This window comes from Leisingera aquaemixtae (genome assembly GCF_006740765.1).
In the GTDB taxonomy this organism is placed as follows: Bacteria; Pseudomonadota; Alphaproteobacteria; order Rhodobacterales; family Rhodobacteraceae; genus Leisingera; species Leisingera aquaemixtae.
The window spans coordinates 952,657-965,219 of record NZ_CP041159.1 but is presented as its reverse complement, the minus strand read 5'-3'; the positions used below and the strand labels follow the sequence as shown (position 1 = coordinate 965,219).

Annotated in this window: 11 protein-coding genes; 5 read left to right on the top strand and 6 right to left on the bottom strand. The window is 62.9% G+C overall.

The features are described 5' to 3' along the window. Window positions 1-4: 4 nt before the first annotated feature. Window positions 5-784 carry an SDR family oxidoreductase gene (locus R2C4_RS06355; RefSeq protein WP_141890020.1) on the bottom strand — a complete coding sequence of 260 codons (780 nt, stop codon included), beginning with the start codon at window positions 782-784 and terminating at the stop codon, window positions 5-7. Between the two features lie 204 nt (window positions 785-988). Here R2C4_RS06355 and R2C4_RS06350 point away from each other — a divergent pair, with 204 nt between their 5' ends. Together R2C4_RS06350 and R2C4_RS06345 are read left to right on the top strand one after the other, a co-directional pair. Further along, window positions 989-2,014 carry a Hint domain-containing protein gene (locus R2C4_RS06350; RefSeq protein ID WP_141890019.1) on the top strand — a complete coding sequence of 342 codons (1,026 nt, stop codon included), beginning with the start codon at window positions 989-991 and terminating at the stop codon, window positions 2,012-2,014. A gap of 174 nt (window positions 2,015-2,188) precedes the next feature. Beyond that, window positions 2,189-3,220, top strand: coding sequence for a ParA family protein (locus tag R2C4_RS06345; RefSeq protein ID WP_141890018.1), 1,032 nt, complete (start codon window positions 2,189-2,191; stop codon window positions 3,218-3,220). Window positions 3,221-3,334: 114 nt separating this feature from the next. Here R2C4_RS06345 and R2C4_RS06340 read toward each other — a convergent pair whose 3' ends face one another. Continuing rightward, window positions 3,335-3,697, bottom strand: coding sequence for a BrnA antitoxin family protein (locus R2C4_RS06340; RefSeq protein WP_141890017.1), 363 nt, complete (start codon window positions 3,695-3,697; stop codon window positions 3,335-3,337). A gap of 225 nt (window positions 3,698-3,922) precedes the next feature. Here R2C4_RS06340 and R2C4_RS06335 point away from each other — a divergent pair, with 225 nt between their 5' ends. The 3 genes from R2C4_RS06335 (at window position 3,923) to R2C4_RS06325 (ending at window position 7,626) form a co-directional block, all read left to right on the top strand. Beyond that, window positions 3,923-5,530, top strand: a complete 1,608-nt coding sequence (locus R2C4_RS06335; protein ID WP_141890016.1) for a peptide chain release factor 3 — start codon at window positions 3,923-3,925, stop codon at window positions 5,528-5,530. A gap of 298 nt (window positions 5,531-5,828) precedes the next feature. Further along, window positions 5,829-7,232, top strand: coding sequence for a DEAD/DEAH box helicase (locus R2C4_RS06330; RefSeq protein ID WP_141890015.1), 1,404 nt, complete (start codon window positions 5,829-5,831; stop codon window positions 7,230-7,232). Window positions 7,233-7,446: 214 nt separating this feature from the next. Next, window positions 7,447-7,626 (top strand): RSP_7527 family protein, encoded by a 180-nt coding sequence (locus R2C4_RS06325; protein WP_058287923.1) that lies wholly within the window; start codon window positions 7,447-7,449, stop codon window positions 7,624-7,626. Window positions 7,627-7,843: 217 nt separating this feature from the next. On the opposite strand, the gene R2C4_RS06320 is transcribed toward R2C4_RS06325, so the two are convergent. The 4 genes from R2C4_RS06320 to nuoN form a co-directional block, all read right to left on the bottom strand. Beyond that, window positions 7,844-9,511, bottom strand: coding sequence for a ribonuclease J (locus tag R2C4_RS06320; RefSeq protein WP_141890014.1), 1,668 nt, complete (start codon window positions 9,509-9,511; stop codon window positions 7,844-7,846). After that, entirely contained in the window at window positions 9,508-10,290 is a 783-nt protein-coding gene (locus R2C4_RS06315) for a type III pantothenate kinase (protein WP_058287921.1), read from the bottom strand. The genes R2C4_RS06320 and R2C4_RS06315 overlap by 4 nt, the downstream gene beginning before the upstream one ends. A gap of 12 nt (window positions 10,291-10,302) precedes the next feature. Beyond that, entirely contained in the window at window positions 10,303-11,049 is a 747-nt protein-coding gene (locus tag R2C4_RS06310; RefSeq protein WP_141890013.1) for a biotin--[acetyl-CoA-carboxylase] ligase, read from the bottom strand. A 69-nt stretch (window positions 11,050-11,118) separates the two neighbouring features. After that, window positions 11,119-12,558 carry an NADH-quinone oxidoreductase subunit NuoN gene (gene nuoN / locus R2C4_RS06305; RefSeq protein WP_141890012.1) on the bottom strand — a complete coding sequence of 480 codons (1,440 nt, stop codon included), beginning with the start codon at window positions 12,556-12,558 and terminating at the stop codon, window positions 11,119-11,121. Between the last annotated feature and the right edge of the window lie 5 nt (window positions 12,559-12,563).

Here is a 12,563-nt window from a genome sequence, read left to right as displayed (position 1 = left end):
CTCCTTACATCGTGGTGTTTGTGGCGCCGCCATCCAGCAGGATGTTCTGCCCGACCATGAATCCAGCATGCTGCGAGCACATGAAGGCGCAGGTGGCGCCGAACTCCTGACGGGTGCCATAGCGGCCCGCCGGGATGGTGGCGCAGCGCTGCTTCTTGGCGTCCTCCACCGAAATGCCCTGCGCCTTGGCCGCGCCGCCGTCCAGCGCCTCGGCCCGGTCGGTGGCATGGAGGCCCGGCTGCAGGTTGTTCATGATGACACCCTTGCCCGCCACCTGCCGCGCGGTGCCCGCGACATAGCCGGTGAGCCCCGCCCGCGCCGCATTCGACAGCCCCAGCACCGGGACCGGCGACTTGACCGAGACCGAGGTGATGTTGACCACCCGGCCCCAGCCGCGCTCGATCATGCCCGGGACCAGCGCCTTGATCAGCGCAATCGGGGTCAGCATGTTGGCGTCCAGCGCCTTGATGAAATCCTCGCGGTCCCAGTCGGTCCACATGCCCGGCGGCGGCCCGCCCGCGTTGGTGACCAGGATGTCCACGTCCTCAGCCGCCTCCAGCACCTTCTGCTGGCCCTCCGGCGTGGTCACATCGGCGGCCACCGTCACCACATCCACGCCATACTGGTCGCGGATCGCCTGCGCCGACGCCTCCAATGCCTCCGCCCCGCGGGCGTTCATCACCAGGTTCACACCCGCTTCCGCCAGCGCCTCGGCGCAGCCCAGCCCCAGCCCCTTGCTGCTGGCGCAAACCAGCGCGCGCTTGCCCGAAATACCCAGATCCATTGCCGTCCTCCCTCGGGAATCTTTTCAGTCGCCGCAGAGCTTGCACCGCCTGCCCGGCGAAGACCAGCCCCGCGCCCTCCGCGCCAATCGTCAAACCGCCGGAAAATCAGCCCCTTCCGGACCGTTTTCTGCCACATTCCTGCAGCAGATCTATTGGACAGCGCCCCGCGCGGGTTCACAGTGGAAACGAAACACACGCCGCTTATGGGACAGACCTTGACCGCCAGCCTCACCTCCGTCCAGGCCTGCCTGGCCGAGCATTTCCGCGTCGAATACGGTGCCAACACCGGCGACCCGCTGGGCGTGCTTGAGGATCTAGTGCTGGATGACGTCTACATGCTGGACGCCGCCTCCGCCCCGCGGCGGCTGGGCATCGCCGCCGGTCACGACGGCAGCCTTTCTGTGGCGGAGGCCTCCGCGCTTGGCACCCCCGGTGCCGCGCTGCACCTGGATTGCCTGCTGACCCTGATGCCCGACCGCGGCCCCAACACCGAAATCCTGGTGCTGGTCGAGGCCGATGCCGAGGGCTATATCGCCGCCATCTACCTGGTGCCGCTGGCACCCCTGCAGCCGCAGGTGCCCTATACGCTGGTCAAGGCGGTGCGCGAGCCCGCCCGGCGCAAGCTGGCGCAATCGGCCTGCGTCTCCTTCACCCGCGGCACCCGCATCACGCTGTCCACCGGCGCCCAGCGCCCGATCGAGGACATGCGCCCCGGCGACCGCGTCCTGACCCGCGACGACGGCATCCAGGAGGTGCGCTGGGTCGGCCAGTCCACCCTGCGCGCGGTCGGCGATCTGGCCCCGGTCCTGATCCGCAAGGGGGCCCTGAACAACGCCCGCGACCTGATCGTCAGCCCCGGCCACCGGCTGATGGTCTACCAGCGCAGCGACGAGATCGGCGCCGGCGCGCCCGAGATCCTGGTCCGCGCCCGCGACCTGGTGAACGGCGACAGCGTGGTGGTGCTGGACGGCGGCTTTGCCGATTACTTCCAGATCCTGTTCGACCGCCACCACATCATCTACGCCGAGGGCATCGCCGCCGAGAGCACCTTCCTCGACCCCGTCACCCGCCCGGCGCTGCCGGAGGATATCTGGATCACGCGCGCAGGACACCCGCACGCCCCCCTGCCCGCCGCCCACAAGCGCGGCACGCATGGCCTGGACGTGAGCCGGGCGCTGCTGAACAGGCCGGATGCGGTGGGGCTGTTGAAAAGGGCGTCGTTGCGGTGATGTAACCAAAGGACCTTTGACAAAAGCAACGTCTTGGGTTCAGAGGAAAACGCTCACCACTGAAGTTGCCTCGCAAATTATGCACTCGCCAGTGGACACTCGAAGTATTTCACGCTACCTACGCTCCACCTATGCGAAACTAAACGGCACAACATAAATCCAGGAGCGTGCAACATGGCCCCACTCGTTTCCCTATTCAATCATAAGGGTGGCGTCAGCAAAACCACTACCACGTTCAACCTAGGATGGGCATTAGCGGATCAGGGGTATCGAGTACTGATTGTTGATGGCGACCCACAATGTAATTTGACCGGCACCGTATTGGGGTTCGCTGGAGTTGCTGATTTCGACAGTTTCTATACTAAAAATCCCGGCCAAAACATTGCCGATGGCCTCGACCCTGTTTTCAGCGGATCAGGGTCCCATTTAAAACCCATCGAGACCTTTGGTACAAATCACGAAAATCTCTTTTTGCTAGCAGGAAGTATTAACCTCGCCTTGCACGAAACACAAATCTCTGTTGCACTGAGTGCAAGTACCGCGATTCCGGCACTCCAAAACATACCTGGCTCAATTGGCGAATTCCTTCGAATCACTGCAACTTACAACGAAATCGACATTGTGCTCATTGACATGAGCCCAAGCGTCGGCGCTCTAAACCAGTGTTTCCTGATGTCATCGGACTATTTCATAGTACCAACGTCCCCAGACTATTATTGCAATCAAGCAATCAGTTCTTTGGCGAAGGTCCTACCAGGCTGGAGTTCGTCGGTTGCTGCGTTTCGTAATACTTCTTTAACCTACCCCATCCCTCAAACGCCGCCGCAATTTTGTGGAATTATTTCACAGCGCTACCGACCTAGATCTGGAGCGCCCGCGAAATCTTTTCAAAATTGGATCGATACGATTAAAGCCAATGTAGATAATACTCTAGTACCTGTACTAAAAAAGTCCTCCATGATCATCACGGAAGCTGAGTTTGTAGCCTCAGGTGCAGCTGACGAACCTTACAATCTAGCCAACATTCCCGACTTTAACTCACTGATCGCCCAATCTCAAAAACACAACGTCCCCGTTTTTGCTTTAAGTGATGAACAAATTGAGCAAGGCGGTAAAATTCTTGAGAACATGAAAGAAAACCGAGACACCTTTGAGGCGACGTTCAAAGACCTTAGCAACTGCATTCGAAACATCTCAGGCATTTAAGTCGCGGTGACCACAATCTTCAACAGGAGCTATTAACTGAAGCTCTTGTTGAAGAATACAGCACAGGTCTGCAGTTGCTATTGGAGATGCCATCTTTCTCTGTTCTTTTTCCCCTCACTCTCCCACCCCGCGCTCCCGCAGATCCCGCTGCATCCGCCGCGCCCGCACCGCAATGCGAAGAATCGTGTTGTCCTTGTCATGGGCCTGGATATGCCCGGCCAGCAGCGCCAGCCAGTAGATCCGCAGGATTGAGTTGATGCGGCGGCCATAGTTCGGGCCCAGCTTGCGGAACCATTTGACCATGTCCGCGTCCAGCCGGATCGTCACCCGGGTCTTGGGCTTGTCCAGCCGCTCCCAGCTCAGGATGCCGTCCCAATCCTCCGGCAGGCTCTTGTCCAGCCAGTCGCGGCGCAGCTTCTGCTGCAGGTCGTCCAGCTCCAGCTGCATCTCATTGTCGTAATACCGTTTACTGGGCATCCCGTGGCGTTCCCTTGATGGCGGCGGTTCGCAGCGGGGCGGCACTCCCGCGCTGATCCCAACCCTGCCCTAGTCCGGTTAAATCCCGGCAAGCGGGGCGTGCGCAGGAAACGCCACACCTTTTCAAAGGGCAGCCGCCCGGTGCACAGGGGGTGTACGGGGGGTGCACGCGTGGCACCCCCTGTTTTTCTTGCCTCTTCCGGCATTCCTGCTATACGCGCGCTCATGTTGGACACCGCTGTAAACCGCCCCGAACTGCCGCCCGAAATTGCGCGGCGCCGGACCTTCGCGATCATCTCGCACCCGGACGCCGGCAAGACCACGCTGACTGAAAAGTTTCTGCTCTATGGCGGTGCGATTCAGATGGCCGGACAGGTACGCGCCAAGGGCGAGGCGCGGCGGACGCGCTCGGACTTCATGCAGATGGAGAAGGACCGCGGGATTTCTGTCTCCGCTTCGGCAATGTCCTTTGATTTCAGCGGCTTCCGCTTCAACCTGGTGGACACGCCCGGCCACTCGGATTTCTCCGAGGACACCTACCGGACGCTGACGGCGGTGGATGCAGCGGTGATGGTGATCGACGGCGCCAAGGGTGTGGAAAGCCAGACCCAGAAGCTGTTCGAGGTCTGCCGCCTGCGCGACCTGCCGATCCTGACCTTCTGTAACAAGATGGACCGCGAGAGCCGGGACACCTTTGAGATCATTGATGAAATCCAAGAGATGCTGGCGATCGACGTGACCCCCGCCAGCTGGCCCATCGGGGTGGGCCGCGATTTCATCGGCTGCTACGACATGCTGCGCGACCGGCTGGAGCTGATGGACCGCGCCAACCGTAACAAGGTGGCGGAAAGCATCCAGATCAACGGGTTGGACGACCCCAAGCTGGCCGAACACGTGCCGGAGCACCTGCTTGAGAAGCTGCTGGAAGAGGTCGAAATGGCGCGCGAGCTGCTGCCCGCGCTGGACCCGCAGTCGGTGCTCGAGGGCCACATGACCCCGATCTGGTTCGGCTCCGCCATCAACTCCTTTGGCGTCAAGGAGCTGATGGATGGGATCGGCAAATACGGCCCCGAGCCGCAGCCCCAGTCGGCCGAGCCGCGCCAAGTGAGCCCGGAAGAAAAGAAGGTCGCCGGTTTCGTGTTCAAGGTGCAGGCCAACATGGACCCTAAGCACCGCGACCGGGTGGCCTTTGTGCGGGTGGCCTCGGGCCATTTCAAGCGCGGCATGAAGCTGACGCATGTGCGCACCAAGAAGCCGATGTCGGTGTCGAACCCGGTGCTGTTCCTGGCCTCCGACCGGGAGCTGGCCGAGGAAGCCTGGGCTGGCGACATCATCGGCATCCCGAACCACGGCCAGCTGCGCATCGGCGACACGCTGACCGAGGGCGAGGCGATCCGGGTGACCGGCATCCCCTCCTTTGCGCCGGAGCTGCTGCAGACGGTGCGGGCGGGTGATCCGATGAAAGCCAAGCACCTGGAAAAGGCACTGATGCAGTTTGCCGAGGAAGGCGCGGCCAAGGTGTTCAAACCCTCGATCGGCTCCGGCTTCATCGTCGGCGTGGTCGGCCAGCTGCAGTTCGAGGTGCTGGCAAGCCGGATCGAGATGGAATACGGCCTGCCGGTGCGGTTTGAGGCAAGCCAGTTCACCAGCGCACGCTGGGTCAGCGGCGACAAGGCGGCGGTGGACAAGTTCATCAACGCCAACAAGCAGCACATCGCCCATGACCACGACGGCGACATTGTCTATCTGACGCGGCTGCAGTGGGACATCGACCGGGTGGTGCGCGACTACCCCGATCTGAAACTGACCGCGACCAAGGAAATGATGGTTTAACAAAAAACGCCCGGCCCTCCGGGCGTTTTTCCTGCGTCCTGCTGCGGCCGCCAACAGATTCGCCGGCCCGGCCGCAGCGCCGCAATTGGCAGAACACTGCCCGGATTCTGGCTGATTTGTTTCCTTTCTGCATAGTTCACAGGCGAAAATACTGTAAAATCCGGCATTAATTGACGATCGCCCGGGATTTTGATATGCCCCGCAACGAGCCGGAAGCTGCCATCCCGCATGACCATTTGCGGATCCGGCTGGAACACACACGCGCGGGCCAGGTCAGTGTCCGCAATGACGGACACAGATGACAAAATTTACCGATCTGAACCTGAATCCCAAGGTCCTCAAAGCTATTGAGGAAGCTGGTTATGAAACCCCAACGCCGATCCAGGCCGGGGCAATCCCGCCTGCGCTGGAAGGGCGCGATGTTCTGGGAATCGCCCAAACCGGCACCGGCAAGACCGCGTCTTTCACGCTGCCGATGATCACCCTTCTGGCCCGCGGCCGCGCCCGGGCCCGGATGCCGCGCAGCCTGGTGCTGTGCCCCACCCGCGAGCTGGCCGCTCAGGTGGCGGAAAACTTCGACACCTATGCCAAGCATGTGAAGCTCACCAAGGCGCTGCTGATTGGCGGTGTGTCCTTCAAGGAGCAGGACGCGCTGATCGACAAGGGCGTCGATGTGCTGATCGCGACCCCGGGCCGGCTGCTGGACCATTTCGAGCGCGGCAAGCTCCTGCTCACCGGCGTGCAGATCATGGTGGTGGATGAGGCCGACCGGATGCTCGACATGGGCTTCATCCCGGATATCGAACGCATCTTCTCGCTGACGCCGTTTACCCGCCAGACGCTGTTCTTCTCCGCCACCATGGCGCCGGAGATCGAGCGGATCACCAACACCTTCCTGTCGGGTCCGGCCCGTATCGAGGTGGCGCGCCAGGCGACCGCGTCGGAAACCATCGAACAGGCCGTGGTGCAGGTCAAACCGTCGCGCCGCGACCGCGAGGGCAGCGAGAAGCGCACGGTTCTGCGCGCCCTGATCGACGGCGAAGGCGACAAGCTGACCAACGGCATCATCTTCTGCAACCGCAAGACGGATGTGGATATCTGCGCGAAATCGCTCAAGAAATACGGCTATGACGCCGCCGCAATCCATGGCGACCTGGACCAGAGCCAGCGGACCAGGACGCTGGATTCCTTCCGTGAGGGGTCATTGCGTATCCTGGTGGCCTCGGATGTGGCCGCACGCGGCCTGGACGTGCCCAGCGTCAGCCATGTGTTCAATTTCGACGTGCCGGGCCACGCCGAGGATTACGTCCACCGGATCGGCCGCACCGGCCGTGCCGGCCGCGAGGGCAAGGCGATCACCATCTGCACCCCGCGCGACGAAAAGGCGCTGGATGCAGTGGAGAAGCTGATCCAGAAGGAGATCAAGCGCCTGGACAACCCGGTCAAGCCCGAACCGAAACAGGAAAAGCCCTCCCGGCCTGCCAAGCCGGACGCTGCGAAGCCGGACACAGCCAAGCAGGACACTGCCAAGGCAGACACCGGATCGCGCGCCCCCCGCAAGGAGGACAAGGCTGCGCAGAAGCCCGAGCGCGCGTCCTCGCGCGGGAAATACGGCAAGCGCGACGACAAGGCCGTGGTTGGCATGGGCGACCACCTGCCTAGCTTCATCGCGCTCAGCTTTGCCGAACGCCGCGCCAGCTAAGCAGCGCAACAGAACGTTTCAGGGCCGCTCTTCGGAGCGGCCTTTTTCGTTGGTGGCTTCCCAGCTGCGCTGCCCTCAGCGGCCATGCAGCCGCAGCATAGTGACCTTTGCAGTTGCAGCATACCGGGTCTTCGATCTTGGCCGGTGTCAGCCTGCGGCAACGGGCGTATAGGGATCGCGACACAGAAACGCGCCATTGACGATGGGCTAAGCCATGAACACCACTGACACCAAAACACTGACGATCTCCCAATTCCAGGCCATCGAGGCCCGCGCCCATGAGCTGCGCGCAGAGGCATTTGCCAGCATGATGCGCAGCTTGTTCCGCGCTCTTGTCCGCGCGCCGCGCAAGGTCATCTCCTGCCCCAGCTGCGCCCGCCCGCTGCACGGCTGAGACGCCTGCCGGATTCCGGCAGCCGCACGGAATTGAAAACGCCGCGTGCCCCTGAGGGCCGCGGCGTTTTTCGTTTTCCAGCGGTGGCGTTCTGCGCCCGCGCCGCGGGCCCGTCAGGGCCCCGCGGCGCCTGGCCCAACGGGGCCTGTTGCATCTTTGATGCAGCTTGGGCCGGGCGGGAGCACTGCCCTGCCCTGCAAGGTCCGGCCCGGCGGGATCAGCGCATACGGCTGACCACCACCGTGACCTCTGGCTTCTTGCCGATCTCGCTGAAGGCGCTCTGGCGGGCGATGCGGCGCAGCTCCTGCTCCAGCTTGTCGTCATCGCGCAGGGTCTTGGCGCCTGCCCGCATCAGGAACTGGTTTAGGTCCTCTTCCATCACCTCGACCAGTGCCGCGTTCGAGGTGCCGGTTTCGGGCAGGCCCTTGACATCGCACCAGGGTTCGCCCAGCGGCTCGTCTTCCTCGTCCAGGATCACCGTCACCAGCACATGGCCGTTCAGAGCCATGCGGATACGGTCGCGCACGATCCCGTCCATGGCGCCGTATTTGACGGTGCCGTCCAGATAGGTGCGCCCGGTTTCGATCCATTCGGTCACTTTCGGCACGTCGCCTGTCAGGTCCATCATCATGCCGTTGACGACAACGGCGCTGGCGATGCCCTTCTCCTCGCCCAGGCGGGCGTGCTGGCGCAGGTGGCGGTGCTCGCCATGCATCGGGATCAGCATCTTGGGTTTCAAGAGGCGGTGCACCTCCTCCAGGTCCGGACGGTTGGCATGGCCCGAGACGTGGTAGAGGCCCGAGCTGTCATCAACCACATCCACCCCCATTTCGGAGAACTGGTTGATGATGCGGATGACGCCCTTTTCGTTGCCTGGAATGGTCTTGGAGGAGAACAGGAACAGGTCGCCCTCCTTCAGCTCCAGCCCGCGGTACTTGCCGCGCGCCAGCTGCGCGCTGGCGGCGCGGCGTTCGCCCTGGCTGCCGGTGGTGATCAGCATCAGGTTGTCACGCGGCACGTTGGCGGCGTCCTCGGGGCTGATCGTCTTCGGGAACTCCGTCAGCACGCCGGTTTCGACCGCCGCCTCGATCATGCGGCGCATGGCGCGGCCCAGAAGGACCACGGAACGTCCCGCCTTCTCGGCAGCCACGGCGAGGGTTTTCACACGGGCCACATTGGAGGCAAAAGTGGTCGCGGCCACCAGCCCCTTGGCCTCAGCAAACAGCTTGGTGATCTCCTCCGGCAGTTCGGATTCCGAACGGCCCGGATGCTGCGAGAACACATTGGTGGAATCGCAGACCAGCGCCTGAACGCCGTCGCCTGCAATCTGCGCCCACATCCCGGGGTCGAAGGGTTCGCCCACCAGCGGGTTGGCGTCCAGCTTGAAGTCGCCGGTGTGCACCACCCGCCCTGCCGGGCTGTCGATCACCAGTCCGCCGCTTTCGGGGATCGAGTGGCTCATCGGCGCAACGCCGATGGTGAAGGGGCCAAGCCTCGTCACCTCGGGCCAGGCCTGCACGGTGTGCACATTGGCCGGGTCGTGGCCTGCTTCCTCCATCTTGCGGCGCGCCAGATTGGCGGTGAAGGCGCGGGCGTAGACGGGCACGTTCAGATGCCCGTACATATGGGCGATGGCGCCAATGTGGTCCTCATGCCCGTGGGTGATAAAGATCCCCTCCAGCCGGTCAGCGCGCTGCTTCAGCCAAGTGATGTCGGGCATGATCAAGTCCACGCCCGGGGTGGTGTCCATATCGGGGAAGGTCACGCCCAGGTCGACCAGAACCAGGCGTTCCTTGTCCTTCGGGCCGTAGCCATAGACATAGGCATTCATGCCAATTTCACCCGCCCCGCCGAGGGGCAGGTAGATCAATCTTTCACTGCTCATGCGTCAGTACCATTTTCCTTGTTGTATTTATGGATGATCTGCAGCCCATGCATGGTGAGATCGTCCTCATATGCGTCAAACAGATCAGCAGATTGCTGGAACAGAGGCGCCAGCCCGCCTGTTGAGATCACTTTCATCGGCACTGCGCGCTCGGCCTTGATACGGGCGCAGATTTCGCGCACGAGGCCAACGTAGCCCCAGAACACGCCGGACTGCATGCAGGCGACGGTGTTGGTGCCGATGACATTTTGCGGCTTGGAAATGTCCACGTGGGGCAGCGCCGCGGCGGCCTGGTGCAGCGCTTCCAGGCTCAGGTTCACACCCGGCGCAATCACCCCGCCGACATAGGCGCCATCCTCGGCCACTACGTCAAAGGTGGTGGCGGTCCCGAAATCCACCACGATCAGGTTGCCGCCGTAGGTGTCGAACCCCGAAACCGTGTTGACCAGCCGGTCAGGGCCGACGGCGGTGCCCTCGTCCACCCGCACCGAGACGGGCAGAAGGCATTCGGGCTTGCCCACCACCAAGGGCCGCGTATTGAAATAGCGGTCCGCCAGCACCCGCAGGTTGAACACCACCCGCGGCACGGTGGAAGAGACGATCATGTCGGTGATATCCGCCTCGATCCCCTGCAGCCGCATCAGCGTGTTCAGCCAGACATAATACTGGTCGGCGGTGCGCTTCCAGTCGGTGGCGGTGCGCCACAGAGCGATGAACTTTTCGCCGTCATAGATCGAGAAGACGGTGTTTGTGTTGCCGCAATCAACTGCCAGAAGCATTGCTGCCCCTTCCTAGAAATAGATGTCGGCCGCGGGGATGCTGACGCGGCCCTTGGCGGTGTTTAGGACAAGGTTGCCGCTGGCGTCCACCGTTTCAAAGGTGCCCTCGGTTTCCGCACTGGCGGTCTTGGCGGTGATCACCTCGCCCAGCTTGGCGGCGCGCGCCAGCCATTCGGTGCGGATCGGCTCAAACCCGTAGGTCGCAAACTGCTGCTCATAGCGGGCGAACGCGCCGGCGACGGCCTCCAGGAACTCCTCTGGCGTGACCTGCACGCCGGTTTCCGACAGCAGCGACACCGGGTAGACCGCGCCGGGTTCCAGCCATTCCTGCATCGGGGTTTCCACCAGGTTCACGCCGATGCCGACAAACAGGTGGTTGACCCCCTGCCCGTTACCCGCGCTTTCCAGCAGGATGCCCGCCAGCTTGCCGCCCTTCAGCAGCACGTCGTTGGGCCATTTCAGCGACAGCCCCTCGCTGCGGCCCGTCACTGCGACGCAGGCATCGTAAACGGCCAGGGCGGCGACAAAGCTGCGCAGCGCCGCCTGATCAGGGGTGCCTTCGGGGCGCATCACCAGGGTGGCGGCAAAGTTGCCCTTGGGGTCCTTCCAGTCGCGGCCGCGGCGGCCCCTTCCCTGAGTCTGGCGCAGCGCCAGGATCCACTCCGGTCCTGCCAGTTCCCCGGCGATGCGGGCGGCCTCATTGAGGGTGCTGTCCACCTCGGCAAGCACCCGTTTTCCATATCCTGCTGGCCAGCTCATCTCATTCCTCGAAAGTGCGAAAAGGCCCGGTCGCGTGACCGGGCCTTTCCAGCCTGCCTGAAAAGCAGATCAATTTACAAGGGTTGCTGCGGCGGCTGCCGCCGCAGTGTCCACGCCGAACTGGTAAACCAGCCCGACCAGCATCATCGCGGCAGACGCCATCAGCGCAACAGTCAGCACCGGCGAGCCTTTGGCCTCGACATCGTCTTCGCCGGTGCCGAAGTACATGTAGAAGACAATGCGCAGGTAGTAAAATGCGCCGATTACCGAGGCGATGGCGGAGGCCACGACCAGCCCCATCAGCCCCGCATCCACACCCGCCTGCCACACGCCGAACTTGGCAAAGAAGCCCAGCATCGGCGGCACGCCTGCCAGCGAGAACATCAGGATCAGTACCGCCAGCGCCTTGCCAGGCTCGCGCGCGGCGAACTGGTTCAGAGCCAGAATGTCAGTGACCGGCTTGCCGTCCTTCTGCAGCATCAGGATGAAGGAAAAGGTGCCGATGTTCATGGTCACGTAAATCGCGAGGTAAACCAGCATCGCGGTGATGCCCGCCTCGGTGCCCGCTGCCAGGCCGATCATCGCATAGCCCATGTGAGCGATCGAGGAGAAGGCCATCAGGCGCTTGATGTCGCGCTGGCCAATCGCCGCGATGGCGCCCAGGAACATCGACAGCACCGACAGCACCACGATGATCTGCTGCCAGTCGGCAATGGCGCCGCCAAAGGCGTCATGCAGCACGCGGGCGAACAGGCCCATCGCCGCTACCTTGGGCGCGGTGGCAAAGAAGGCGGTCACAGGCGTCGGCGAACCTTCGTAGACGTCCGGGGTCCACATGTGGAAGGGCACCGCCGAAACCTTGAACGCAAGACCCGAGATCATGAACACCAGGCCGAACAGCATGCCGAGAGACATTTGGCCCTGCTCTGCCACCTGGATGATGCCCGCGAACTGGGTGGTGCCGGCAAAGCCGTAGACCAGCGAGGCACCGTACAGCAGCAGGCCGGAGGACAGCGCTCCCAGCACGAAGTACTTGAGGCCCGCCTCGGTCGACTTGACGCTGTCGCGGCGCATGGCGGCGACGACGTAAAGCGACAGCGACTGCAGCTCCAGCCCCATGTAGAGGGACATCAGGTTGCCTGCGGACACCATCATCATCATGCCGACGGCAGCCAGCGACACCAGAACCGGGTATTCGAACCTCAGCATGCCGCGGCGCGCCATGTAGTCCTGGCCGATCAGCAAAACAGCGGACGCGCCCAAGAGCAGCGCCACCTTGGCAAAGCGCGAGAAGCTGTCGTCGATGAACATGCCGCCAAAAGCGGTCTGGGTGCCGGCCGGGCTGGTGGCGATCCAGAAGGCCACCACGGCCATCAGCGCCGCAGTGCTCCAGACCAGCGGGGCGGCCAGCTTGTCCTTGCCGGTGTAGACCGCGCCGATCAGCGCGGCCATGGCGTACAGCGCCAGAACGATCTCTGGCAGGATTACAGTAAGATCAGCTTGGATCATCTGCC

Coding starts and splice junctions, on each gene's coding strand:
- R2C4_RS06355 (WP_141890020.1), bottom strand. CDS start 784: ATGGATCTGGGTATTTCGGGCAAGCGCGCGCTGGTTTGCGCCAGCAGC.
- R2C4_RS06350 (WP_141890019.1), top strand. CDS start 989: ATGGGACAGACCTTGACCGCCAGCCTCACCTCCGTCCAGGCCTGCCTG.
- R2C4_RS06345 (WP_141890018.1), top strand. CDS start 2,189: ATGGCCCCACTCGTTTCCCTATTCAATCATAAGGGTGGCGTCAGCAAA.
- R2C4_RS06340 (WP_141890017.1), bottom strand. CDS start 3,697: ATGCCCAGTAAACGGTATTACGACAATGAGATGCAGCTGGAGCTGGAC.
- R2C4_RS06335 (WP_141890016.1), top strand. CDS start 3,923: ATGTTGGACACCGCTGTAAACCGCCCCGAACTGCCGCCCGAAATTGCG.
- R2C4_RS06330 (WP_141890015.1), top strand. CDS start 5,829: ATGACAAAATTTACCGATCTGAACCTGAATCCCAAGGTCCTCAAAGCT.
- R2C4_RS06325 (WP_058287923.1), top strand. CDS start 7,447: ATGAACACCACTGACACCAAAACACTGACGATCTCCCAATTCCAGGCC.
- R2C4_RS06320 (WP_141890014.1), bottom strand. CDS start 9,511: ATGAGCAGTGAAAGATTGATCTACCTGCCCCTCGGCGGGGCGGGTGAA.
- R2C4_RS06315 (WP_058287921.1), bottom strand. CDS start 10,290: ATGCTTCTGGCAGTTGATTGCGGCAACACAAACACCGTCTTCTCGATC.
- R2C4_RS06310 (WP_141890013.1), bottom strand. CDS start 11,049: ATGAGCTGGCCAGCAGGATATGGAAAACGGGTGCTTGCCGAGGTGGAC.
- nuoN (WP_141890012.1), bottom strand. CDS start 12,558: ATGATCCAAGCTGATCTTACTGTAATCCTGCCAGAGATCGTTCTGGCG.